Here is a 22,204-nt window from a genome sequence, read left to right as displayed (position 1 = left end):
ATACCCGGACCGATAGCCTCTGCGGTGCGGCCGTGAACGGCCGCCGGTCAGTGACGAGGGAGTGGGACGTGGTCGCCGACACCGGCACCTGGGTGGTGGTCCCCGTGTACAACGAGGACACCGTCATCGCCGAGGTCGTCGCGGAGATCCGCACGGCCTTCCCGAACGTCGTGTGTGTCGACGACGGCAGCCGGGACTCCTCCGCCGAACGCATCGCCGGCACCGAGGCGCACCTCGTGCGGCACCCGATCAACCTCGGGCAGGGCGCGTCGCTGCAGACCGGGATCGACTACGCCCTGCTCCGCGGGGCGGAGCGGATCGTCACCTTCGACGCCGACGGCCAGCACGACGTCGCCGACGCCGTCCGGATGGCCGCGATCCTGCGCGGCGGCGAGGCCGACGTCGTCCTCGGCTCGCGCTTCCTCGAGTCGACCGAGCCGGTCCCGCCGCTCAAGCGGCTGGTGCTGCGCACCGTCGCGGCGCTGTCGCCGGCCAGCCGCAAGCTCAAGCTCACCGACGCCCACAACGGGCTGCGGGCCATGAACCGGGCGGTCGCGGAGGACCTGCGGATCACCATGAACGGGATGGCGCACGCGTCGGAGATCGTCGCGTCGCTGGCCCGGTCGTCGTGGCGGATCCGCGAGGTCCCGGTCACGATCCGCTACACCGAGTACTCACGATCCAAGGGCCAGTCGCTGTTCAACGGGGTGAACATCCTGTTCGACCTGTCGGTACGGCAGCGATGACCCAGGAGGCGAACACCGTGATCCTGCAGATCCTGCTCCTGGCCGCCGCGGTCGGCGCGCTCGTCTACTTCGTGCGCAGCGGCCAGAGCGTCGGCGTGCGGGCGAGCAAGCGGATCGCCTTCGGCGCGTTCATCGTGCTGAACATCTACGCGGTCCTGCGCCCGAACGACCTGACCTACCTGGCCCGGGCGGTGGGCATCGGCCGCGGCACGGACCTGCTGGTCTACCTGCTCGTCGTCGCCTTCGTGTTCGGGATGCTGAACACCTACCTGCGGGACCGGGAGATCAGCCAGCACCTGACGAACCTGGCCCGCCAGATCGCCGTCCGGGACGCGGAGCTGACCCGGCGGGAGAGCGAGCTGGAGCAGCGGCTGACCGCCCTGGAGGAGCGCGCTGCGGGGACCAACGGGCACCGGGCGGCCGTCACCGAGCCCGCCGCCGACGAGGTGGGGACGGCCCGCTCCACCAGGAGCTGAGCGGCGATCCGCACGGGACACGATCCGGTCGCGGACGGTGACACGGCGACCGCGCGTCCCGCCGCGCGGCACGACGCTCGTAGGGTGCGCCGGATGCGGCTGCCGATCGACGACGCGCGGAGCCGGGGATGACGTGGGCACAGGCCGTCCCCGTGGCCCTGGTGACCGCGGCCTGGTGCGTCCTGCCCGGGGCGCTCGTCGCCCGCGCCGCGGGACTGCGCGGAGCGGTCTGCTGGGGCGCCGGGCCGCTGGTGTCGGTCGCGCTGATCGCGACCACCGCCGTGCTGGCCGGGCGGGCCGGGGTGCCGTGGGGACCGTGGCCGGTGCTGGGTGTCACCGCGGTGCTCGCGCTGCTGTGCGCCGCGGTGACCGCGGGGCTCCGGCGGCGGGCGGGCCGGTCCCGGTCCGGACCGGGTGACGACGCGGGCGATCCCGCCGGCCGTCCGCCGTTCCTGCTGCGCACGGGACCCGACGGCCCCCTCGGCGGGATCGCGCTGGCGGTCGGCGTGGCCGTCACCGTCGCGATCGGCTGGCTGACCGTGGTGCTCGCGTTCGGCCCCGTCGACGCGGTCTCCCCGACCTACGACGCGATCTACCACTACAGCGCGGTCGCCCGGATCCTGCAGACCGGCGACGCGTCGTCACTGACGCTGGGCGAGCTGAACAGCCCCGGCGTGCCGTCGGCCTACCCCGCCGCCTGGCACGACGTCGTCTCGCTCGTCGTGGCGAGCACCGGCGCGTCGATCCCGGCCGCGTCGAACCTCGCCGCGTTCGCCGCCGCGGCCGTCGTGTGGCCGCTGTCCTGCACGCTGCTCGTCCGCCAGATCGTCGGGCGCCGGGCCGGTGCCCTGCTGGTCACCCCGGTGCTCGCGACGGCGTTCACCGCGATGCCGTGGCTGCTGATGAACTGGGGCGTCCTGTGGCCCAACCTGCTCGGGCTGGCGCTGGTGCCCGCCGGGCTGGCCGCCGTGGTGACCGTGCTGGGTCTGACCCGGGACAGCGTGGTCGGCCGGGCCCGGGCGCTGCTGCTCGGTGCGACGACCGTCCCGGCGCTGGCGCTCGCCCATCCGAACGCCGCGGTCAGCCTGCTCGTGCTGGGCCTGTCCCCGGTGGCGGTCGCGGCCGGGGTCAGCGCGGTCCGGCACGTGCGCGAGCGCCGGTTCGCCACGGCGGCCCTCGGCCCGGCGGGTGCGCTCGCCGCGGTCGCCGCCGTGGTGTGGCTGCTGGCGTGGTCGCCCTTCCTCGCCAGCGTCCGGATGTTCGACTGGCAGGCCTCGATGGGGGCTCGCGAGGCGTTGACCGGTGTGCTGTGGAACGGGACGAACAAGCGGCCCGAGCTGGTCGTGGTGTCGGTGCTGGTCGTGGTCGGCGCCGTCCTGGCGCTGCGGCAGGCCCGCACCGCGTGGCTGGTGCCGGCCCACCTGACCTCGGCGCTGCTCTACACCCTCGCCGTCGCCCGGGAGGGCGACCTGGTCACCGCGCTGACCGGAGCCTGGTACAACGACTCGCACCGGCTCGCCGCGATGGTCCCGATCACCGGGGTGCCGCTGGCGACGCTGGGTGTGCTCGGCGCGGCGGGCCTGGTGGTCCGTGCGGTGACCGCGGTGCGGCAGGCGGAGACCACCCCGGAGCGACGACAGCTGACGGCCGTCCCGGTCGTCGCCGTCCTCGCCGCGGCGCTGGTCCTGCTCACCGACGGGTTCCGCATCGGCGTGCACGCCGCCGTGATCGCCGACGCCTACCGCTACGAGACCGGCCGGGTGCTGCAGCCCGGCCAGCGGGAGTTCCTGGAGGCGGCGGGCCGGGCGACCGAACCGGGCGCCATCGTCGCGGCGAACCCGTGGACCGGCAACGGCCTGCTCTACCCGCTGACCGGGCGCGGGGTGCTCTTCCCGCACCTATCCGGGACCTGGACGCCCGACCAGGAGCTGATCCGGCTGCGGCTGCACGACGCCGCCCGCGACCCCGTCGTCTGTCCCGCGGTGCGGGCCACCGGCGTCGGCTACGTCATCGACGGCCCGGTCACCTGGTGGCCGTGGGACGCGCGGGCCGACACCTATCCCGGGCTGTCCGAGATCGACCGTGCACCCGGGTTCGAGTCCGTCCTCTCCGGCGGCGGCAGCACGCTCTACCGGATCACCGCCTGCGGCACGGAGCCCGCCCGCTCCACCGGCTGAGGCGCCCGGGGCACCCGCGGTTACCGTGTGCCGCAGCCGGGTGCACACACCGTCCGCCCCGGAGGAAGGCAGGTATGCGCGCGCTCGTCACCGGCGGAGCCGGCTTCATCGGCTCCACCCTGGTCGAGTCCCTGCTCGCCCGCGGCGACGACGTCCTCGTCGTCGACGACCTCTCCGCCGGGACGCGGGACAACCTCGCCCCGGGCGTCACGGTGGCCGAGCTCGACATCCGCGACACCGCCGCGCTCACCGCGCTCGGCGCGCAGTACCGCCCGCACGCGGTGTTCCACCTGGCCGCCCAGATCGACGTGCGCCGCTCGATGGCGGACCCGGCGCACGACGCCTCGGTCAACGTCCTCGGCACCCTGAGCGTGCTGCAGGCCGCCCGCGACGCGGGTGCGGGCGCGGTCGTCGTGTGCTCCACCGGCGGAGCCATCTACGGCGACGGCGCCCCCCTGCCGACGACCGAGGCGGAGCCGGCCGAGCCGGAGTCGCCGTACGGCATGAGCAAGCTGGCCGCGGAGCGCTACACCCGGTTCTTCGTCCGGACGCACGGTCTGCCGGCACTGGTGCTGCGGTTCGCGAACGTCTACGGGCCGCGCCAGCACCCGGCCGGCGGCGCCGGTGTGGTCTCGCTGTTCTGCGACCGGGCCCGCACCGGGTCCCGGCCGACCGTGTTCGGCGACGGCGGTCAGACCCGCGACTTCCTCTACGTCGGCGACGTCGCGCGGGCGGCGCTCGCGTCGGCCGACCGGCTCGCGGCCGGGGAGCTGGCCGGTGAGGTGTTCAACGTCGGCACCGGCACCGAGTCCACGATCGTCGAGCTGGCCGCGACGATCGGGACGATCGCCGGCCTCACGCCGGAGGAGTTCGCCCCCGAGTTCCTGCCGGCCCGGCCCGGGGAGCTGCGCCGCAGCTGCCTCGACCCGTCGCGCGGGATCGCCGCGCTCGGCCTGCCCGCACCGACCCCGCTGGCCGAGGGCCTCGCGCACACCTGGTCCTGGCACACCGGGCGCCGACACCCCGCGTACTGACGCACCGCGGGCCCGGCCCCCGTGCGGGGAACCGGGCCCGGGAGGCGTCGGCGTCAGCTGTAGACGGCCAGGGTGAGCATCGCGATCCAGGCCAGCGCCAGGACCTGCAACGCCCGGTCCGCGAGCGCGATCTCCTCCGGCTCGCCGCCGGTCCCCCGGTCGACGTCCACGGAGTAGCGCAGCACCGCGACCACGAACGGCACGATCGACAGCACCGACCAGACCGAGTTGTGGTCCTCGCGGATCTCGAACGCCCACAGCCCGTACATCACGATCATGACGGTGGCCGAGAGCGACCAGATGTAGCGCAGGTAGGACGCCGTGTAGTTCTCCAGCGACTTGCGGATCTTCGCGCCGGTGCGCTCGGCGAGGTTGATCTCGGCGTAGCGCTTGCCGGCGACCATGAACAGCGACCCGAACCCGGTGACCAGCAGGAACCACTGCGACAGCGGGATCCCGGTGGCGACACCACCGGCGATGGACCGCATCAGGAAGCCGGAGGCCACGATGCAGATGTCGAGCACCGGCTGGTGCTTGAGCCACAGGCAGTACGACAGCTGCACCGCCACGTAGACGGCGAGCACGATGATCAGCTGCCAGGTCACCGCGAACGACAGCGCGATCGAGCCGGCGAACAGCACACCCGCCGCGACGAAGGCCAGCGGCACCGGGACGATGCCGGACGCGATCGGGCGGCGGCGCTTGGTCGGGTGCGCGCGGTCGGCCTCGACGTCGAGCGCGTCGTTGACCAGGTACACGCCGGACGCGGCCAGCGAGAACGCGACGAAGGCGATCAGGCAGTCGACGAGGACCGGCACGTCGAAGAGCTGGCCGCTGACGAACGGTGCGGCGAAGACCAGGACGTTCTTCACCCACTGGCGCGGGCGCATCGTCTTCAGCAGGCCGCGGGCGACCATCGCGGTGGTCCGCTCGGACGGGTCCATCGGCACGTGCGGGGCGTGCTCGGCGGCGACGGCGGTCGGGGCCGCCTCGTCCTCGTGACCCTCCGGCGCGCCCGCGTCGTCGGGGGCGTCCGGGACGACGGGGGTCTGCGGGTCGGCGGCCCGGGCGACCTTCTCCTTCTCGGAGTCGTCGTGGTCGACCTTCGTGGGGTCGGTGCTGGTCATGCGCTCACCCTCCGGTGGTGGGGTTGCGTGAGATCACGCGTCGCGCGGTACCGGCGACGGCCGCGCCGAGCGCGGTGCCGGTGGCGACGTCGGTCGGGTAGTGCACGCCGAGGACCAGGCGCGACAGCGCCATCAGGCCCACACCCGCCGCGGCCACCGGGCGGGAGCGCCTGCCCAGCAGGCCGCCGTAGAGCACGGCGGCGGCGGTGGTGGACGTGGCGTGCGAGGACGGGAAGCTCAGCCGGCTCGGGGTGCCCACCAGGACCCGGACCGCGGGGTGGTCGGGTCGGCGGCGCCGGACGACGCGCTTGATCCCGATCGAGGCGCCGTGGGCGAACGCGACGGCGGCGGCGGAGCCGAGCCACTCGCGACGGCGGGGACGGTCCAGCGCGGCACCCAGGACGCCGATCGCCAGCCAGCCGGCGGCGTGCTCGCCGAACAGCGACATCCCGCGGGCGACCCGCACGGTGGTGTCGTTCGCAAGAACGCCCTGCACGGACGCCAGCACGGCGACCTCGCCGGTGGGCGGGACGTCGGCGGGCGGTTGCGGACCGGACCGGTCCAGGGTGTCTGCCGTGTCAGCCACGGGTGGGGGCCTCCTGGCGCGGGCGCTGGCACCCGGCTCGCGGGCGATGACAGCCGGTGATGGTACGCGCGGGCGGGGTGGTGGGACGGGCCGGGGCGGGGTGGCGGACCGCGCATGACCGCTCGTCGACAGGCAGGTGAACGCCGCCGGGTGCGCTCAGAACCAGCGTTCCAGGATCTCGGCGAGCCCGTCGTGGGTGTGCGAGGCGGTCACCTCGTCGGCGAGGCCGGCCAGGTCGGGGTGGGCGTTGCCCATCGCGACGCCGAGCCCGGCCCAGCGCAGCATCTCCCGGTCGTTGGGCATGTCGCCGAACGCGACGGTGTCCGCCGCGGTCACGCCGAGCCGGCGGGCGACCTCGGCCAGGCCGGTCGCCTTGGTGACCCCGGGCGCGGAGGCCTCGATCAGCCCGGACGGGTGCGAGAACGTCAGGTCGGCCAGCCCGCCCGCCTTCGGCGCGAGTGCGGTCATCATCTGCTCGCTGGTCAGCTCCGGGGAGCGGATCAGCACCTTCGTCGCCGGGTGCCCGAGCAGGTCCTCGCGGCTGGTGGAGCCGCCGTCGTGCTCGCCCCAGGCGTGCACGTAGCCGGGGTCGGTGAGGAACTGGTCGACGACGCCCCGAACGCCGTCGTCACCCTCGGCGTTCGCGACGCGCTCGACGCCGAACCCGCATCCGGGGAACAGCTCCGCGGCGAGGGCGGCGAGCTCGCCGATCGCGGCCGGATCCAGGGTGTGCGTGCCGAGCACGACGTCGTCGACGGCGTCGTAGAGCACCGCGCCGTTCGCGCACACGCACAGCCGCACCAGGCCCTCGGGCAGCCGCGCGAGCACCGGCGGGATCCAGCGCGGCGGGCGGCCGGTCACCAGCACGAACCCGGCGCCGGCGGCGACCGCCCGCTCCAGCACGGCGACGGTGCGCGGGGTGACCACGCCGCCGTCGTCGAGGAGGGTCCCGTCGACGTCGGTGGCGACGAGCCGGGGCGCGTTCTCGACGATCACACCCAGAGCGTACGGAACCGCCCGGAGACGGCCCCCGGACGACCGCGTGGCGGTTACCCTCGGACGGTGCGTGTTCTGGTGGTGGCGGCCCCGCTGTCGGGGCATCTGACACCGCTGTTGCCGCTCGCCCACGCGCTCTGGGACTCCGGGCACGAGGTGCTGCTCGCCGGCGGCGGCGACGCGCACCCGCTCCCCGGGGCGGACCCGCTGCCGTTCATCGACGTCGCCCGCAGCCTGCGGGTGGGCAGGCTCGCCGCACGCTCGCTCGTCGCGCACCCGGTGACCGCGCGGGCCGAGCTGGCCGGGCGCGGCGGCGACGCCGGGGTGCGTTCGCTGTTCGGCCCGGTGAACGAGGAGCTGACCGACGCGCTGGTGACCGTCGCCGAGCAGTGGCGGCCCGACGTCGTGGTCTACGAGCCCCTCGCCGTCGCGGGGGCGCTCGCGGCCGCCCGGCACGACGTCCCCGCGGTGCTGCACGAGAACGGTCTGCTCGACGGGTTCGCGCTGGTCCGCACGCTGCTGGACTCCCGACCGCTGCAGCGGGCCCGGCTGCGGCACGGGCTGCGCGGGGTCCCGCCGCCGGCGATCGCCCTGACCATCGCCCCGTCGAGCCTGGTCGGCGCGCGCGACGCGCTGGCCGTGCGGCCGGGCCGGGCCCGCGGCTCGGCCCGGTCGGCGCTGCCGGCGTGGCTGAGCGGCCCCTCGGTGCGGCCGCGGGTGCTGGTGCTGCGCGGCGGCGGGCCGCTGCGGGGCGATCTGCAGGCCTCGGCGGTCCGCGCGCTGGACGACCTGCGCGACGACGGGCCGGACTGCGAGCTCGTGCTCGTCCGGCCCCCGGCGCGGCTGCTGCGCCACGGCCGACGCGGTGTGCGCACGGTCGGGCGGGTCCCGCTCGACGAGCTGCTGCCCGCCTGCGCCGCGGTGCTGCACGACGGCAGCGCCGCGCACGTGCTGGCCGCGCTGGCGGCGGGCGTCCCGCAGCTCGCGCTGCCCGGTCCGGGCGACCGACGGCACAACGCGGAGCTGGTCGCGGCCCGCGGCGCCGGGCTGGGCGGCCCGTTCACCGCCGACGCGCTGCGCAGGCTGCTGCACGACGGCGAGCTCGCCGCCGCCGCCCGCGACGTGCGCGCGGAGATCGCCGCGATGCCGCCGCCGCAGGCCAGGGTCGAAGTGCTGACCGCCCTGGCCTGAGCGGCGCCGGGACGCGGGCCCGGCCGGGACGGGCGTCTAGAAGACCGCGACCGCGACGATCAGGCCGAGCGCGACGTGCGCGGCCGCGACGACCTTCGCGACCGCCCGCGGCTCGTCGGACTGGATGACCTCGCCGATGTCGATGCCGGTCACCCACTCCAGCAGCCGCACCGCGGCGACCTGGGCGACGATCCCGATCAGGCCGAACACCAGTGACGACACGACACCCTGCAGCAGCGAGCCGTAGGAGCCGTAGATCGCGGTGACGATGATGAACGCCATCGACAGCATGCCGGCCGAGGTGATGGTCACCGCGTTCGGCAGGCCGCCGCGCACCATCGCCGGGAGCTTGCCGGGCGTGGTGAGGTCGATGGCCCAGAAGCCGATCAGCATGAGCAGGGTGCCGATCACGGCGTAGAGCAGGATCGCGCCGACACCGCGGCCGAGGAAGCCCCAGTACGTGGCGTCGAACGCCTGGGCGAGGATCACGGGAGGTACCTCCGGGAGCGGGGGTGTGCAGGGAGCGGAGCAGAGCGGAACGGTCAGGACTCGGGGATGCGGTGCGGCACGAAGGCCGCACCGTCGTCGGTGATCAGGCCGGCGGTCTCTCGGATGCCGAGCCCGGCGGCGGTGTCACCGACCAGCCAGGCGCCCAGGCAGGGCCGGAACCCGTCGAACTCGGGCAGCGGGTCGAACATCTGGTAGACGAAGCCCTCGTCGCCGTAGACGCCGCCGGTGGCGGTCTCGTAGCCGGGGGCGACGATCGCGATGTTGGCGCCCTCGCGCCCCAGCAGGGGCTTGCGGACGTACTCGGTGAGGATCCCGGGGTTGCCGAGCGAGGCGGGCAGCAGGTTCGGGTGCCCGGGGTACATCTCCCAGAGCACCGCGAGCAGCGCCTTGTTCGACAGCAGGGTCTTCCACAGCGGCTCGAGCCACAGTGTCTCGGGGAGGCTGCGGGTGACGTGCTTGCCGAACTCGTCGGTCAGCATCCACTCCCACGGGTAGAGCTTGAAGACCGTCGACATCGGAGCTTCCTCGAGGTCGACGAAGCGGTCCAGAGCGGAGTCCCAGCCGATGTCCTCGATGGACAGTCCGACGGTGTCCAGGCCCGCCTCGGCGGCGGTCTCCTGGAGGTAGCCGACGGTGATGTGGTCCTCGCCGGTGGACTCGGCGCCGGACCAGGTGACGTGCACCTCCGACGACGGCAGCAGCCCCTTCAGCTCGCCCCAGCGTTCGACGAGCTTCTCGTGCAGGGAGTTCCACTGGTCGTCGCCGGGGTGGACGTCCTGCAGCCAGTGCCACTGCAGGATCGAGGCCTCCAGCAGCGACGTGGGGGTGTCGGCGTTGTACTCCAGCAGCTTGGCCGGTCCGGAGCCGTCGTAGCGCAGGTCGAAGCGGCCGTAGAGGTGCGGGTCCGAGCGGCGCCAGGACTGCGCGACCTGCTCCCAGCACCACTCGGGCAGCGCGAAGTCCCGGAACCGCTCGGTGGTGACGACGTGGTCGACGGCCGACAGGCACATCGACTGGAGCACCTCGACGTCGGCCTCGAGGGACAGGATCTCGTCCATCTCGAAGACGTAGTGCACCGACTCGTCCCAGTAGGGCCGCTCGTTGCCCGAGCCGTCCCGGCCGGGGGTACCGAAGGCGAGCCCCTGCTCGGCGACGGTGCGCTGCCAGTCCGGGCGGGGGGTGCCGCGTTCGCGTCGCACGCCCTCAGCTCCCGCTGGACGAGCCGGACCCGCCCGAGGACGACGACGATCCGCCGCCCACGCCGAGACCGCCCCGGGAGATCGTGCCGCTGCGGGTCGCCGAGCCGATGGTCGAGCCGGTCGTGCCGCTGCGGACCGTGGTGCCACTGGGCGGCGGGGAGACGGTCCCTCCGGTCGCGACCTGCCCGACTCCGCCGGCGCCGCCGTAGTTGTAGTGGTACTGACGGCCGCCGCCCAGGAAGATCGGCACGAAGGCGAAACCGCCGCCACCGGTGGACACCTGCCCCTGGCTCTGGGTGCCAGAGCAGTTCTCGTCCGGCACGACGACGCCCTGGTCGTCGACGCAGCGCGCGTCGGCGACCCGCTCATCCTCCGAGGCCCCACCTGAGCCCGCGTAGACCGCTGCGATCAGGGCGACGACACCGACGGTCGCGCCGGCGCCGATCAGCACCCGCTTGGTGGTCTTGGAGCGGGCCTCCTTCAGCCGCACCGCCTCGCGGTCCGCGCGCAGCTTCTGCTCGCGGGCCCGCTTCTCGGCGAGCGTGGGCTCGCGGGGCGTGGTGCTGCCGTCCTGCTGCCGGATCCGGCCGCGCGGGGCCTCGGCGGGCTGCTCGGCGGGCGGGTTCGCCCACGGCGCCGGCGCCGATCCGTCGGTCTGCGGTGCCGGCGCCGGCTGCGAGCCCGACGGCTGCGCGCCGCCCGGTGTCGCACTCGGCGTACCGGCGGGCGGCGTGCTGTCGTCCGGGCCGCCGGCGGTGCGCGGTCCGTCGGTCATCGCTGGTCCCCCATCGTCACTCCTGTCCCCCCGCGCGCACCGTACCGGGACCGACCGACGACCACCGGTCGTTCCCGGATGACGATTCGGCGGCGGTTCGCCCACGACCACCCGGACGAGTGGTCGCGCCACCCCGTCGCACCGGACGGACCTGCTCGTTCACAGCATCCGGCCGACCGACCGCCGCGCCGGGGCACCGGCCGGGTGAAGCCGGACCGACCCCGGCTGCATGATGGGGACGTCATGGATTCCCGCTCCCCCGCCGGCTCCGACCGGCCCGACGCGACCGGCCGCACCGCCGTCCACGGCGGGCAGGGCACGACCTCGGTGCTGTCCCGGCCGTCGGCCACCCCGGTGGTCCCGACCCGTCGGCGACGGTCGTCGGACGCCTCCGGAGGGGCGGGCACCGGGCGGAGCGGGTTCCTCGGGGCCCGCCGGGTCGGGATCGGGATCCTCGTCGGCGCGCTGCTGATGCTGACCGTCGCGTCGGTCGACTCGCTGCTCGGCGCCGAGGTGCCGGTCCTGGGGTCGTTCGCGTCCTCCGGGGTCCCGAAGGTGGAGGAGCCGCCGCCGCTGCCGTCCCCACCGGACACCCCGGGCACCTGCCTCAACTGGACCCGGTCCGACGCGACCGACACCGCCGCCGTCGACTGTGCCCGGCCGCACCTGTTCGAGCAGGCGGGGCGGGTCGTGCTGACCGACCAGCCGACGTTCCCGGCCGACGGGGCCTGGCAGAAGCTCGTCGCCGACCGCTGCACCCCGGTGGTCACGAAGTACCTGAACGGCAAGTTCGACCCGGACGGGAAGTTCCGGGTGGGCGCGCTCAAGCCGTCGCAGCAGCGCTGGGACGGCGGCGACAAGGGCATGCGCTGCGGCCTGCAGATGGCCTCGCGCAGCGGGGAGATGTTCCCGATCACCGGGAAGGTCGCCGCGCAGGACCAGTCCGCGGTCCAGCCGGTGGGCACCTGCCTGGCCATCGACGGCCGCACCGTCGGGGACCCGACCGACTGCGCCGGTCCGCACGCCGCCGAGGCCGTCGGGCTGGTCGACCTGGGCACCCAGTTCCCGGACGCCTGGCCCACCGTCGAGGACCAGGACAAGTTCCTCCAGCCCGCCTGCACCACCGCCGCCAACACCTTCGCCGGAAACGACACCGTGATCGACGCCAAGGGGCTCATCGTCTACTGGGGCAACCTCTCCGAGGAGTCCTGGAAGGCGGGCAGCCGCAAGGTCAACTGCAACATCGGCACCCTGCTGCCGGACAAGAGCGGCTTCGCCTCGATCACCGGCTCGGTGAAGGGCAACCTGGTCGTGTCCGGGCAGCCCGCCGGCCCGGCGCCGTCCACGCCCGGCACCCCGGGGGGCGCACCCACCGACGGTGCGGCCACTCCGGCCCCCGGCTCGCAGGCCCCGGTCCAGCAGCCCGACGCCGAACAGCCCGCCGCGCCCGACAGCGGTGCCGGGCGGCCCGACCTCGACATCCCACCCGGCCTGCCCGGGCTGTCGGACAACTGACGTGCCGGTGGTGATGCCCGCCGACCGGTTCGACGAACTGGTCGGCGAGGCGCTGGACCTCGTGCCCGCCGAGCTCGCCGCGGCGATGGACAACGTCGTGGTGCTGGTGGAGCCGCGCCACCCCGACGAGCCGGACCTGCTCGGGCTCTACGAGGGCGTCGCGCTGACCGAGCGCACGGCGGACTACGCCGGCGAGCTCCCGGACCGGATCACCGTCTACCGCGACGCCGTCCTCGACTTCTGCGACGACGAGGAGCAGGTCGTCGACGAGGTCGCGATCACCGTCGTCCACGAGATCGCGCACCACTTCGGCATCTCCGAGGAGAAGCTGCACGAGCTCGGCTGGGGCTGAGCCGCCCGGCCGCTACCGGTGGGTGGCGCGCCGCCCGCCGGGCATCGCGTCCCACAGCTCCGGGACCCAGCCGTCGGGGTCGCGACGCAGCACGACCCGGCCGGTGTTGGGGACGGGGCGCTCGCGGCCGTAGGTGACGTCGGAGTGGCCGGGCCCGGAGCCGTCGTGCCCGCCGAGCAGCGCCAGCGACAGGACCCGGATCGCCGCCCCGTGGCTGACGACGACGACCGCGCCCTCCGACACGCCGGAGGTCACCGCGGCGAGGTCGGGCAGCGCCCGGTCCCACACGTCGCGGGCGGACTCGCCGCCGGGCATGGCGCGGTCGACGTCGCCGTCCCACCAGGCCTCGAAGACCTCGTCGAACGCGGCGCGGGCGTCGTCGTCCTCCCGGCCCTCGAGGTCTCCGACCGACACCTCGTGCAGGCCCTTCAGCAGGGTGACCCCGCGGCCGAGCGCGCGCCCGATCGGGGCGGCGGTCTCCTGCGCGCGGGTCGCCCGTGACGCGTACAGGCCCCGGACGGGCCAGCCGGCGAGCAGGCCGGCGACCTCCTCGGCCTGGGCGCGGCCCAGCTCGTCGAGCGAGGGGCCGGGCAGCGCGGTGTCGAGGCGGTGCCGCACGTTGGACGGGGTGCGGCCGTGCCGGACCAGCACCAGGCGCAGCGTGCCGTCGTCCGGCGGGACCTGTGCGGTCCGGCTGCCGGTGCCGACGGCGGCGAAGGAGGCGGCGCCGTCGTGCTCGTCGTCGGTCGGGTGGCTCACGTGTCGGCTCCCCGTCGGACCGCGGCGAGCCAGCGCTCGGACGCGGCGTAGTCGTCGGTGGTGGCGACGCCGAGCGCCGCCACGGGGCTCCCCACCCCGGCCGCGGGGGCGGCCGGTGCGGGATCGGATCGCGGGAACGACCCGAGGTAGATGAGCCGGTCGCAGCGACGGTGCAGCGCGGCCAGGGCCTCCCCCATCGCCGGGTCGGCGACGTGGCCCGAACAGTCGAGGTGGAACCAGTACTCGGCGTGGCGGTCCTTCACCGGGCGGGACTCGATCCGGGTCAGGTCGATCCCGCGGACCGCGATCTCGGTGAGCAGGCCGCGCAGGGTTCCGGGCCGGTTCGTGGTCGTCGCGGCGATGGTGGTGCGGTCCCAGCCGGTCGGCGGCGGCGGCGGGCCGGGGCGGGTGAGCAGCACGAACCGGGTGACGGCGCCCGCGTTGTCGGCGATGTCGTCGGCCAGCACCTCCAGCCCGTGCTGGGTGGCGGCGAGCGGGGCGGCGACGGCGGCGTCGACCTCGCCCCGGGCGGCCTGGGCCGCGGCCTCCGCCGTGGAGGAGCTGACCCGGACCTCGGCGCCGGGCAGGTGCTCGGCGAGCCAGCCGCGGGTCTGGGCGATGCCGTGGCCGTGGGAGGCGACCGAGCGGATCGCGTCCCGCGTGGTGCCCGTGCGGCCCATCAGGCAGAACCGGACCGCGATCCGGGCCTCGCGGGCGAGCACCAGCGGCGGGTCGGCCACGAGCCCGTCGAGCACCGGCGGGACGGCGCCCTCGACGGTGTTCTCGATCGGCACGCAGCCGGCGTCGACGGAGCCGTCGCGGACGGCCGCCAGCACCGCGGGGGCGCCGGGCAGCGGCACCAGCTCGGCGCCACGGGACTCGGGCAGCGTCAGCAGGGCCTGCTCGGTGAACGTGGCGTGCGGCCCCAGGAATCCGATCCGCATCCGATGCGTCCTGATCAGTCCAGCAGCCCGAGGGCGACGAGGTCGGCGATCGGGACCGGATCGGGGTCGACCCCGCAGCGCGGCAGGACGGTGCGGACCTGCTCGACGGCGGCCTCGGGCAGCTCGTCGAGCTCCCGGGCGAGCTTCTCGCCGTCGGTGCAGGACAGGGCGTCCTCGGCCGGGTCGGGCGAGGCGCTGACCCCGGTCATCCGCGCGACGGCGGCGATCAGGTTCAGCAGGCCGTGGCGGCCGCGGGGCGTCGAGGCGGACGGGTCCTCGCGGACGATCCGGTCGATGCCCTGCGCGGAGATCCCGCCGGTGCCGCTCTCCAGGCCCGCCAGCAGGAACTTGTGCACGTCGACGATCTCCGGCACGTCGGAGGCGCGCGGCCCGCCGAGGCGGATCTTCGGGGTGCAGCCGTGCTCGGCGACCTTGCGGACGGCGGCGAGCCAGGCGAGCGTGCCGTCGGCGTCGCCCTCGACGGGGCGGCGCGGCTCGACGACCGGGGTCACCTCGTCCGGCACGAACTCCGACACGCGCTCGAGCCAGACCCCGTCGACGTCCGGCGGCGCGACGCACTCGACGGTGCTCGGGGTGAGCAGGCTGGAGCGCGAGAACACCGTCGACAGTGCCTTCGGCACCGCGCCCAGCCCGGTGTCGACGACGAGGGCCATCTCCGCGGGCCGGCTCGGCGCGGAACGGGCGAGCTCGGTGACGACGGCGGGCAGCTGCGACGCGGGGCAGACCAGCCGTCCGACGAGGCCTCCGTAGTGGCCGTCGCGGGCGGCGAGATAGCGCGACACGACGGCGTCGACGCCCGGTGCGACGGTCCTCGGCTGCAGCAGGCTGGTGTCGTCGACCAGCGCGGCGAGCAGCGGACGGATCGGCCACGGGTCGGCTGAGGAACCCGAGGGCACGGTCATCACGTCGACAGACGCTAACGGTCGGGTCACGGAGCGCACGCAGAGGGGGTTGTCCCCCTGTGTCACGCGGCACTGGACAGGCGACACTTCCTCCTGCTTAGGTAAGGGTTACCTAATCGGAGGTGAGAGTGGGAACGACCCGAGTGCGCCGCCCCCCGACGCCCGCCGTCGCCGAGCGAGCCCGCAGCCTCGTCACCCGTGGTGGCCGCGCGGCACTCGTCGGCACCGGTGAGCCGGAACCGTGTGCGCCGCTGATGCACTACACCTGGCCGGACGGCACGACCGACCTGCTGCTGCCCGACGACCACGTGCTCCGCGAGCGCACCCGGCTCACCGCGGGCGGGCTCCCGGTGATGCTCGAGCTGACCGGCAGCACGCCGGTTCCGCTCGACGAGCCGGTCCGGGAGCTGCTGTGGCTGGTCGGGACGCTGCACGAGCCGGACCCGACGACCGGCCGGGAGCGGGCCCTGCGGCTCGCCGAGAAGGCTCCGCACCCCAACCTCCTCGACGCCGGGCGCGGCGCGACCCTGCTGCGGCTGCGCCCGTCATCGGCGGTGTACTCCGACGCCGAGGGCTGCGCACCGGTCTCGCCGGCCGAGCTCGCGGCGGCCGAGCCCGACCCGTTCTGCCGGGTCGAGCAGGCATGGCTGGAGCACCTGGACCGGGCCCACCCGGAGATGCTGTGCGCGCTGCGCCGTCACCTGCCCGACGGGCTGGGGTTCGTCGGCGGCCGGATCCGTCCGGTCGGCGTGGACCGATTCGGGCTCCGCGTGCGGGTGCCCACCGCGACCGGCACCCAGGACGTGCGGCTGGCGTTCTCCGCGCCCGCCGACACCCCCGAGGAGCTGCAACGCCGGTTCGCCGAGCTGGTGGGCTGCCCGGCCGGGGGCCGCTGAGCCGGACTCAGGGCCCGGCGGGTGCCAGGTGCTCGGCCTGCACCTTCCGGGTCACCTTGCGCTCGGCGACGAACGAGGCGACCGGGATCGTGCCCGCGGCCAGGATGACGACGGCGAACACCGGCTTCCAGCGGCAACGCTCGGCCAGGATCAGCGTGCACACGATGTAGATCATGTACAGGAACCCGTGCACCATCCCGATCAGCGCGACCGGGCGCGGATCGCCGAACAAGTACTTCGCCGGCATCGCGTAGAAGGTCAGCAGCAGCAGGCCGACGCCGGTGACCCAGGCGGAGATCCGGTAGGCCTTCAGGGCGGTCGCGACGGTCACGGGGTGGACTCCTCCCGGTGCCGGGCCGCCAGGCGGGCCAGCTCCTCGTTGTAGGCCCGCAGCTGCGGGTCGGTGCTGCGGGGCGGGACGGCGTTCGCCGGGCGGGACGTGAACGGCGACGGCCCGGCCGGGGCGGCCGTCGTCCCGGCCGGTTCGGCGGCGGCCGTCGTCCCGTCGGGGGTCGTCCCGTCGGGGGTCGTAGCCGTCGGCGCGGCGGGCGTGCTGGCCGGTGTGGTGGCTGTCGTCGCGGCCGGTGTCGTAGCCGTCGGCGCAGCGGGCGTCGTCCTGGCCGTCGTCCTGGCCGTCGTCGTGAGCGCGGAGGGGGTGGTCCCGGCGACCGGCGACGGGGCCGCGCCTGCGGCCTGCTGCGCCGGATCCGTGTCCGCCGCCCCCGCGGAGCCGCCGGAGGCCGCGCGCAGGTCGGCGATCTCCATGCTCAGGAAGCGCCACCACATGACGCCGAAGAAGACGGCGAACAGCGGCCACTGCAGGCCGTAGCCCACGTTGAGGGCCGAGCCCATCGCCGAACCCGCTCGTCCCCACTGCCAGATGGCCAGCCAGGTGCAGGTGACCATCGCGCCGAGTGTGAGGACGTGCCAGACCATCCACCTCGGGGACAGCAGCAGCCGCATCACGCGGACCAGGGTACGCACCCCGGCATGGCCACGGCCGGGCCCCGACGAGCGCCCGGTCACGCCGCCCGCCACCCGCCCGCGGTCCCCGGCCGCGCAGTGATCCGCAGCCCGCGGTGATCCGCGGGGCGCGCGCTGATCCGCAGGGCGCGCAGTGATCCGCAGCCCGCGCAGTGATCCGCAGGGCGCGCGCTGATTCGCGGCCCGCGCGCGTCCGGACACGCGCGAACAACGGATCACCGCGCGCGGAGTGGATCACGGGCCATCGATCACCGCGCGCACCGTGCGTCGCCGGGCTGCGGCACGCACCGACCGCCGCCCGACGGCTCGGCCCCCGGAGCCGTCCGGCACCCGGTGCGATGATCGGCCCATGACGAGCGGACCGGCCCCGGCACGACCGCGTGGGTCCCTGCGGGACTGGCTCAGCCCGGCGCCCCCGTCCTTCCCGGGCGTCGCCACCGACCCCCGCGAGCGACGGCTGATCGGCCTGGAGATCGCCGTCGTCCTGACCGTGACGCTGGGCCTTTCCGCGGTGCGCAGCGCGCTGTCGCTGCTCGAGGCCCTCCTGAACCCCGCCCCGCTCGCCGACCAGCAGGTCACCCTGAACGCGCCGGCGTCCACCGACGCGTGGATCGACCTCGCGTTCCAGCTGGTCCGCGCGCTGCAGCTGGCCGGATGGGGCGCGCTGGCCGCGTACCTGCTGCTGCGGGCGGGCATCGCGCTGGGCCGGGTCGGGCTCGACGGGCGGCGGCCGTGGCGCGACGCGGCGCACTCCGCGGGCCTCGCCGCGCTGATCGGCATCCCCGGGCTGGGGCTCTACCTGGTCGGACGGCTCGCCGGGATCACCCCGGACGTCGCGCCCAGCACGCTGACCGACCAGTGGTGGCGGATCCCGGTGCTGGTGCTGTCCGCGACGGCGAACTCCTGGGCGGAGGAGGTCGTCATGATCGGCTACCTGCTCACCCGGCTGCGGCGGCTCGGCTGGTCGGAGAACCGCTCGGCGTTCGCGGCCGCCGTCCTGCGCGGGTGCTACCACCTGTACCAGGGGATCGGCGCGTTCGTCGGCAACCTGGTCATGGGCCTGGTGTTCGCCCGCTACTGGCAGCGGACGAACCGGCTGTGGCCGCTCGTCGGCGCCCATCTGCTGATCGACGTCGTGGCGTTCGTGGGGTACGCGCTGCTGGGTGGCGTCCTCCCGTTCTGACTCAGGAAAGCGGCCCTCACCAGGGGAAAGGTGACCCTGTCCAACTGAGACGGACGCCCTTTCTGGAGCCGTTCCAGGAAACGCCGACGGTCGGTAACCTGGATGTCATGACCGACGAATCGAAGTTCCACGCCCTGCTGCGCGACCAGGTCCGCAGCGAGTTCACCGCGAGCCAGCAGTACCTGGCCATCGCCGTCTGGCTCGACGACGCCGACCTCCCGCAGCTCGCCGCGCACTTCTACGCGCAGTCGCTCGAGGAGCGCAACCACGCGCTGATGATGGTCCAGTACCAGATGGACAACGACCTCACCCCGACCATCCCACCGGTCGGTGAGGTGCAGAACGAGTTCTCCTCCGTCGAGGAGCTCGTCTCGCTCGCGCTGACCCAGGAGAAGCAGGTCACCGAGCAGATCACCACGCTGGCCCGTACCGCCCGCGACGAGGGCGACTACCTCGGCGAGCAGTTCCTGCAGTGGTTCCTCAAGGAGCAGGTCGAGGAGGTCGCCTCGATGACGACGCTGCTCACCATCGTCCGCCGCGCCGGGGACGACCTCTTCCACGTGGAGGACTTCGTCGCCCGCGAGATGACGAACGGCGGGGGCGGCGACCCGGCCACCCCGCCGGTCGCCGGCGGCGCCCTGTAAGCGCCCGTCCGTCGGTCCGCAGCGCCGCTCCGGCGCCCCCGAGCAGGGGGGCGCCGGAGCGTCCGCACGACTACCGCAGGGTGATCTGCTTGCCCGCGAGCACGTCGCGCGCCCGGTGCTCGGACTCGGTGAGCGGCGTGGCGTCCAGCCCGGCCACCGCCTCGTCGAGTCGCTTCGCGAACTCCGCGGCGGGACCCGCCCACTCCGAGGAGTGCATCTCCCGGTCGACGTCCCAGACCGGGACGAGCAGCCCGTGCGCCCGGAACGACCCGGCGTAGCGGGAACCCTCGCCCAGCTCCAGGCCGCCCTCGCCGGACAGCCGCGCCAGCGCCGCCATCAGGGTCGTCTCGTCCTCGGTCCGTACCCAGCGCACGTGCGCCTTCGAGCCGGTGTCGACCCAGTACGCCCCACGCACGCCGTCTGCGGTCACCGCCTCGGTCGGCATGATCACCGAGTTGGCGCGCTCCAGCATCGCCTGCGCCTCGGGGTCAGGGCTCTCCGACGGCAGCCACCACGCGAAGTCGGCGTGCACCGTCGGCTCCAGCGGCGTGCCGGGCTCCAGCACGTCCTGCAGCCGCTCACCGGTGTGGCGCCCGGCGCCGACGACCGGCAGCGACGATCCCGGCTCGGCCGAGCGCGCCCAGGCGAGCGCCCCGGCCAGGTCGGCCGAGAGGTCACCGGAGCGGGTCTGGACCTGCATGCCGAGCAGGACCTCGCCGTTGTCGCGCACGATCGCGGCGGACGCGCCCGGCAGCACCGAGGCCAGCGTGACCGGCCCGCCGGTACGGACCGGGAGGGGCGCCGTCGCCGACGGGAGGAACTCCCGCATGGCGACGAGGTCGGGCTCTGCCGCGAGGCCCTCGAACGGCCGGATGACGATCACGTCGTCACCGGCGCCGTGGCAGGCCTTGTACCGCTTGCCGGAGCCGCAGGGGCACGGCCGGCGGGGGTTGTCCCCCGCGTCGGCGGTGCTGGCACGGTTGCGCGTCTTCTTACCCATCGCCGGGCAAGGTAGCGGGTCGTGCATGCCTTCGATCCGGCCGACCCCGGTTTCCTCGCCGACCCCTACCCCACCTACGCGGCCCTGCGCGCCGCCGGACCGGTCCACGACCACCCCGGTCTGGGCGTTCCGGTCGCGGTGACGCACGCGGCCTGTTCGGCCGTGCTGCGCGACCGCGGGCTGGGCCGGATCTGGTCCGACGCCGAGCCCGCGGCCGAGCTGGCCGCGTTCAACCTGCTGCACCGCAACTCGCTGCTGGAGCGGGAGGGCGAGCCGCACACCCGGCTGCGGCGCCTGGTGGCCTCGGCGTTCGCCCGCGGCCACACCGAGCGGTTGGCCCCGCTGGTGCGGGCGCGGGCCGGCGCCCTGGTCGACGATCTGGTGGCCCGCGTCCGGGACGGCGCCCCCGCCGACCTGGTCGAGCTCGTCGCCGCCCCGCTGCCGGTGGCCGTGATCGCCGACCTGCTCGGTGTACCGGAGGACCGCCGGGCGCCGCTGCGGGACTGGTCCGACGCGATCGTGCGGATGTACGAGCCCGACCCCGGCGACGACGGCCGGCGCGCGGCCGAGCAGGCGTCGGCCGACTTCACGGCCCTGCTGCGGGAGCTGGTCGAGGAGCGCCGCTCCGGGCGGATCGCCACCGACCCGGCCGGTCGCCGCGACCTGCTCGCCGACCTGCTGGCGGTGCGCGACGACGAGACCGGCGAGCGGACCCGGCTCGACGAGGACGAACTGGTCGGCACCGCGGTGCTGCTCCTGATGGCCGGCCACGAGGCGACGGTCAACGTCGTCGGGAACGGCGTGCACGCCCTGCTCCGGCACCCGGACCAGTGGCGACGGCTGCTCGACGACCCAGGACTGGTCGGAACGGCCGTCGAGGAGCTGATCCGCTTCGACGCCCCGCTGCAGCTGTTCGAGCGGACCGCCGTCGTCGACACCACGATCGCCGGCCACGTGGTCCCCGCGGGCACCCGGATCGCGACGCTGCTCGGCGCGGCCGGGCGCGACCCGTCGGTCTTCGGCGACGACGCCGACCGCCTCGACGTCGGCCGTTCCCCCAACCCCCACCTGGGCTTCGGGGCCGGGGTGCACTACTGCCTGGGCGCCCCGCTGGCCCGGCTGGAGATCGCCGAGGTGCTGCGCGCGCTGCTGGAACGCCTGCCCGACGCCGCCGTCGACGGCGAGCCGGTCCGGCGCCCGCGGTTCGTCATGCGCGGCTGGGCGGAGCTGCGGCTGACCACGGGCAGCACCCGGTGAACCGAATGCCGTAACAATTCCAGAGCCGAACGGTCCATTCCTGGAAGCCGTCGGATCGTTGTCGACGGCGCCGCGCAATCACGGACGGGAAGGTGCATCGGAAAAGACGCGCACCGCCGTCGACGGCCACCCGCGGACGTGGTGGAATCGTCGGCAATGGAATCGTGGTCGGAACTTCTGCGCACCGTTCTCGGCGTGCCGGGGACGGGCTACGCCTGCGTCGCCGACCCCGCCACGGGGGAGCTCGTCGCGGCCGCGGGCGAGCGGGCCGTGCCCGGCCTCGCGGAGGTGCTCGACTGGGGCGCCGCGCAGGTCGGCGGACCGGGACCGGTGTTCGAGGACGCGGTGGTCACCACCCGGGAGGGCGATCACCACCTCCTGCGGGCGCTGCCCCGCGACGGCGCGGCCCCGCTGCTCGCCTACGCCCACCTCGACCGGTCCGGCAGCCCGGTCGCGCTGGCCCGCCGGGCCCTGCGTCCGGCCGGCGCGACACCGGCACGAACGCCGGAACCGACACCGACAGCGACATCGACTGATCAGCAGGTCAAAGCCACCATCGGGGCGCCGGTCGCGACCCGCCCGGTGATGCGGGTCCGGCCGGTCACCCCCGCCACGTCACCTCCCGGGCGGGTGGACACCCCACCGGCGACGATCGCGGTGCCGTCGCCCACGCCGGTGCCGGGCGCCGAGCGCACCCCGGCTCCGGCCGTCCCGCTCCCCCGGCGCGCGCCCGGACCCGCCGAGACCTCCGACGCGGCAGATCCCCCCGACACGGCCGACGGTGACGACGCGCACGCCGGAGCCACCCCCGAGGGCGGCAGGTGGGCCGACGACCTGGGCACCATGTCCCGGATCCTCGCCGCGCTGCGCCGGCTGGACCCGTCGTCGGCGTCGGGGTGTTGACGCTCCGGAATTGCGCGTTATCGTTGT

24 protein-coding genes are annotated in these 22,204 nt (G+C 74.8%); 12 read left to right on the top strand and 12 right to left on the bottom strand.

Annotation, left to right across the window (positions count from 1 at the left end; translation table 11 throughout):
• Positions 1–68 precede the first annotated feature (68 nt).
• The 4 genes from Ae331Ps2_RS10725 to Ae331Ps2_RS10710 all read left to right on the top strand — a co-directional run bounded on the left by Ae331Ps2_RS10725 (position 69) and on the right by Ae331Ps2_RS10710 (position 4,433).
• Positions 69–746, top strand: coding sequence for a glycosyltransferase family 2 protein (locus Ae331Ps2_RS10725; RefSeq protein ID WP_020626830.1), 678 nt, complete (start codon positions 69–71; stop codon positions 744–746).
• A gap of 17 nt (positions 747–763) precedes the next feature.
• On the top strand, positions 764–1,222 hold the full coding sequence (locus tag Ae331Ps2_RS10720; RefSeq protein ID WP_226361410.1) for a DUF2304 domain-containing protein: 459 nt from the start codon (positions 764–766) through the stop codon (positions 1,220–1,222).
• Positions 1,223–1,350: 128 nt separating this feature from the next.
• A complete protein-coding gene (locus Ae331Ps2_RS10715; protein WP_075309177.1) occupies positions 1,351–3,399 on the top strand; it encodes a DUF6541 family protein in 2,049 nt (682 codons plus the stop codon).
• A gap of 74 nt (positions 3,400–3,473) precedes the next feature.
• Complete coding sequence (locus tag Ae331Ps2_RS10710; protein WP_075309179.1) at positions 3,474–4,433, top strand: NAD-dependent epimerase/dehydratase family protein; 960 nt, start codon at positions 3,474–3,476, stop codon at positions 4,431–4,433.
• Positions 4,434–4,486: 53 nt separating this feature from the next.
• Here Ae331Ps2_RS10710 and Ae331Ps2_RS10705 read toward each other — a convergent pair whose 3' ends face one another.
• From Ae331Ps2_RS10705 to Ae331Ps2_RS10695, 3 genes are all read right to left on the bottom strand, one after another.
• Complete coding sequence (locus Ae331Ps2_RS10705; protein ID WP_020626827.1) at positions 4,487–5,560, bottom strand: decaprenyl-phosphate phosphoribosyltransferase; 1,074 nt, start codon at positions 5,558–5,560, stop codon at positions 4,487–4,489.
• Positions 5,561–5,564: 4 nt separating this feature from the next.
• A complete protein-coding gene (locus tag Ae331Ps2_RS10700) occupies positions 5,565–6,146 on the bottom strand; it encodes a phosphatase PAP2 family protein (RefSeq protein ID WP_139318874.1) in 582 nt (193 codons plus the stop codon).
• Between the two features lie 156 nt (positions 6,147–6,302).
• The gene (locus Ae331Ps2_RS10695) at positions 6,303–7,142 is read right to left on the bottom strand and encodes an HAD family hydrolase (protein ID WP_075309181.1); all 840 of its coding nucleotides are present in this window, start codon (positions 7,140–7,142) and stop codon (positions 6,303–6,305) included.
• Between the two features lie 66 nt (positions 7,143–7,208).
• Between Ae331Ps2_RS10695 and Ae331Ps2_RS10690 the strand changes: the two genes are divergently transcribed.
• Positions 7,209–8,333 carry a nucleotide disphospho-sugar-binding domain-containing protein gene (locus Ae331Ps2_RS10690; RefSeq protein ID WP_075309183.1) on the top strand — a complete coding sequence of 375 codons (1,125 nt, stop codon included), beginning with the start codon at positions 7,209–7,211 and terminating at the stop codon, positions 8,331–8,333.
• 36 nt (positions 8,334–8,369) lie between these two features.
• On the opposite strand, the gene Ae331Ps2_RS10685 is transcribed toward Ae331Ps2_RS10690, so the two are convergent.
• Genes Ae331Ps2_RS10685 through Ae331Ps2_RS10675 form a run of 3 tightly spaced genes read right to left on the bottom strand, consistent with a single transcriptional unit; the run spans position 8,370 to position 10,817 of the window.
• Positions 8,370–8,822 carry a DUF350 domain-containing protein gene (locus Ae331Ps2_RS10685; RefSeq protein ID WP_020625029.1) on the bottom strand — a complete coding sequence of 151 codons (453 nt, stop codon included), beginning with the start codon at positions 8,820–8,822 and terminating at the stop codon, positions 8,370–8,372.
• 53 nt (positions 8,823–8,875) lie between these two features.
• Positions 8,876–10,042, bottom strand: a complete 1,167-nt coding sequence (locus tag Ae331Ps2_RS10680) for a glutathionylspermidine synthase family protein (protein ID WP_060713818.1) — start codon at positions 10,040–10,042, stop codon at positions 8,876–8,878.
• Between the two features lie 4 nt (positions 10,043–10,046).
• A complete protein-coding gene (locus Ae331Ps2_RS10675) occupies positions 10,047–10,817 on the bottom strand; it encodes a hypothetical protein (RefSeq protein WP_249265619.1) in 771 nt (256 codons plus the stop codon).
• Between the two features lie 243 nt (positions 10,818–11,060).
• On the opposite strand from Ae331Ps2_RS10675, the gene Ae331Ps2_RS10670 reads away from it, so the two are divergent.
• Both Ae331Ps2_RS10670 and Ae331Ps2_RS10665 read left to right on the top strand, forming a co-directional pair.
• Complete coding sequence (locus Ae331Ps2_RS10670; RefSeq protein ID WP_075309185.1) at positions 11,061–12,332, top strand: septum formation family protein; 1,272 nt, start codon at positions 11,061–11,063, stop codon at positions 12,330–12,332.
• Position 12,333: 1 nt separating this feature from the next.
• Positions 12,334–12,684 carry a metallopeptidase family protein gene (locus Ae331Ps2_RS10665; RefSeq protein WP_198932241.1) on the top strand — a complete coding sequence of 117 codons (351 nt, stop codon included), beginning with the start codon at positions 12,334–12,336 and terminating at the stop codon, positions 12,682–12,684.
• 12 nt (positions 12,685–12,696) lie between these two features.
• Here the strand turns inward: Ae331Ps2_RS10665 and Ae331Ps2_RS10660 are convergent, their stop codons facing one another.
• Genes Ae331Ps2_RS10660 through Ae331Ps2_RS10650 form a run of 3 tightly spaced genes read right to left on the bottom strand, consistent with a single transcriptional unit; the run spans position 12,697 to position 15,310 of the window.
• Entirely contained in the window at positions 12,697–13,443 is a 747-nt protein-coding gene (locus tag Ae331Ps2_RS10660) for a histidine phosphatase family protein (RefSeq protein WP_249265231.1), read from the bottom strand.
• Positions 13,440–14,387 (bottom strand): prephenate dehydratase, encoded by a 948-nt coding sequence (gene pheA / locus Ae331Ps2_RS10655; protein ID WP_075309187.1) that lies wholly within the window; start codon positions 14,385–14,387, stop codon positions 13,440–13,442. The genes Ae331Ps2_RS10660 and pheA overlap by 4 nt, the downstream gene beginning before the upstream one ends.
• Positions 14,388–14,401: 14 nt before the next feature.
• On the bottom strand, positions 14,402–15,310 hold the full coding sequence (locus Ae331Ps2_RS10650; protein WP_020625022.1) for a hypothetical protein: 909 nt from the start codon (positions 15,308–15,310) through the stop codon (positions 14,402–14,404).
• Between the two features lie 128 nt (positions 15,311–15,438).
• Here Ae331Ps2_RS10650 and Ae331Ps2_RS10645 point away from each other — a divergent pair, with 128 nt between their 5' ends.
• Entirely contained in the window at positions 15,439–16,206 is a 768-nt protein-coding gene (locus Ae331Ps2_RS10645) for a DUF2470 domain-containing protein (protein ID WP_060713812.1), read from the top strand.
• A gap of 7 nt (positions 16,207–16,213) precedes the next feature.
• Here the strand turns inward: Ae331Ps2_RS10645 and Ae331Ps2_RS10640 are convergent, their stop codons facing one another.
• Complete coding sequence (locus Ae331Ps2_RS10640) at positions 16,214–16,537, bottom strand: DUF3817 domain-containing protein (protein WP_020625020.1); 324 nt, start codon at positions 16,535–16,537, stop codon at positions 16,214–16,216.
• The gene (locus Ae331Ps2_RS33170; protein WP_020625019.1) at positions 16,534–17,169 is read right to left on the bottom strand and encodes a hypothetical protein; all 636 of its coding nucleotides are present in this window, start codon (positions 17,167–17,169) and stop codon (positions 16,534–16,536) included. The genes Ae331Ps2_RS10640 and Ae331Ps2_RS33170 overlap by 4 nt, the downstream gene beginning before the upstream one ends.
• A gap of 370 nt (positions 17,170–17,539) precedes the next feature.
• Between Ae331Ps2_RS33170 and Ae331Ps2_RS10630 the strand changes: the two genes are divergently transcribed.
• Together Ae331Ps2_RS10630 and Ae331Ps2_RS10625 are read left to right on the top strand one after the other, a co-directional pair.
• On the top strand, positions 17,540–18,373 hold the full coding sequence (locus tag Ae331Ps2_RS10630; protein WP_075309191.1) for a CPBP family intramembrane glutamic endopeptidase: 834 nt from the start codon (positions 17,540–17,542) through the stop codon (positions 18,371–18,373).
• A gap of 107 nt (positions 18,374–18,480) precedes the next feature.
• The gene (locus Ae331Ps2_RS10625) at positions 18,481–19,017 is read left to right on the top strand and encodes a ferritin (protein WP_020625017.1); all 537 of its coding nucleotides are present in this window, start codon (positions 18,481–18,483) and stop codon (positions 19,015–19,017) included.
• Between the two features lie 70 nt (positions 19,018–19,087).
• On the opposite strand, the gene Ae331Ps2_RS10620 is transcribed toward Ae331Ps2_RS10625, so the two are convergent.
• Positions 19,088–20,017, bottom strand: a complete 930-nt coding sequence (locus Ae331Ps2_RS10620) for a DUF5926 family protein (protein ID WP_020625016.1) — start codon at positions 20,015–20,017, stop codon at positions 19,088–19,090.
• Between the two features lie 21 nt (positions 20,018–20,038).
• On the opposite strand from Ae331Ps2_RS10620, the gene Ae331Ps2_RS10615 reads away from it, so the two are divergent.
• Together Ae331Ps2_RS10615 and Ae331Ps2_RS10610 are read left to right on the top strand one after the other, a co-directional pair.
• On the top strand, positions 20,039–21,274 hold the full coding sequence (locus tag Ae331Ps2_RS10615) for a cytochrome P450 (RefSeq protein WP_020625015.1): 1,236 nt from the start codon (positions 20,039–20,041) through the stop codon (positions 21,272–21,274).
• Positions 21,275–21,469: 195 nt separating this feature from the next.
• A complete protein-coding gene (locus tag Ae331Ps2_RS10610) occupies positions 21,470–22,177 on the top strand; it encodes a hypothetical protein (protein ID WP_075309193.1) in 708 nt (235 codons plus the stop codon).
• Positions 22,178–22,204: the final 27 nt, after the last annotated feature.

The sequence above is a fragment of the Pseudonocardia sp. Ae331_Ps2 genome (genome assembly GCF_001932405.1).
In the GTDB taxonomy this organism is placed as follows: domain Bacteria; phylum Actinomycetota; class Actinomycetes; order Mycobacteriales; family Pseudonocardiaceae; genus Pseudonocardia.
Note: the sequence above shows the minus strand (reverse complement) of the source record. Positions and strands in the feature narration are given on the sequence as shown.

Excerpts from the sequence above, each read along its gene's own strand:
- Ae331Ps2_RS10715 (WP_075309177.1), top strand. The coding sequence starts at position 1,351 with ATGACGTGGGCACAGGCCGTCCCCGTGGCCCTGGTGACCGCGGCCTGG.
- Ae331Ps2_RS10710 (WP_075309179.1), top strand. The coding sequence starts at position 3,474 with ATGCGCGCGCTCGTCACCGGCGGAGCCGGCTTCATCGGCTCCACCCTG.
- Ae331Ps2_RS10705 (WP_020626827.1), bottom strand. The coding sequence starts at position 5,560 with ATGACCAGCACCGACCCCACGAAGGTCGACCACGACGACTCCGAGAAG.
- Ae331Ps2_RS10675 (WP_249265619.1), bottom strand. The coding sequence starts at position 10,817 with ATGACCGACGGACCGCGCACCGCCGGCGGCCCGGACGACAGCACGCCG.
- Ae331Ps2_RS10670 (WP_075309185.1), top strand. The coding sequence starts at position 11,061 with ATGGATTCCCGCTCCCCCGCCGGCTCCGACCGGCCCGACGCGACCGGC.
- pheA (WP_075309187.1), bottom strand. The coding sequence starts at position 14,387 with ATGCGGATCGGATTCCTGGGGCCGCACGCCACGTTCACCGAGCAGGCC.
- Ae331Ps2_RS10650 (WP_020625022.1), bottom strand. The coding sequence starts at position 15,310 with ATGACCGTGCCCTCGGGTTCCTCAGCCGACCCGTGGCCGATCCGTCCG.
- Ae331Ps2_RS33170 (WP_020625019.1), bottom strand. The coding sequence starts at position 17,169 with ATGCGGCTGCTGCTGTCCCCGAGGTGGATGGTCTGGCACGTCCTCACA.
- Ae331Ps2_RS10630 (WP_075309191.1), top strand. The coding sequence starts at position 17,540 with ATGACGAGCGGACCGGCCCCGGCACGACCGCGTGGGTCCCTGCGGGAC.
- Ae331Ps2_RS10625 (WP_020625017.1), top strand. The coding sequence starts at position 18,481 with ATGACCGACGAATCGAAGTTCCACGCCCTGCTGCGCGACCAGGTCCGC.
- Ae331Ps2_RS10620 (WP_020625016.1), bottom strand. The coding sequence starts at position 20,017 with ATGGGTAAGAAGACGCGCAACCGTGCCAGCACCGCCGACGCGGGGGAC.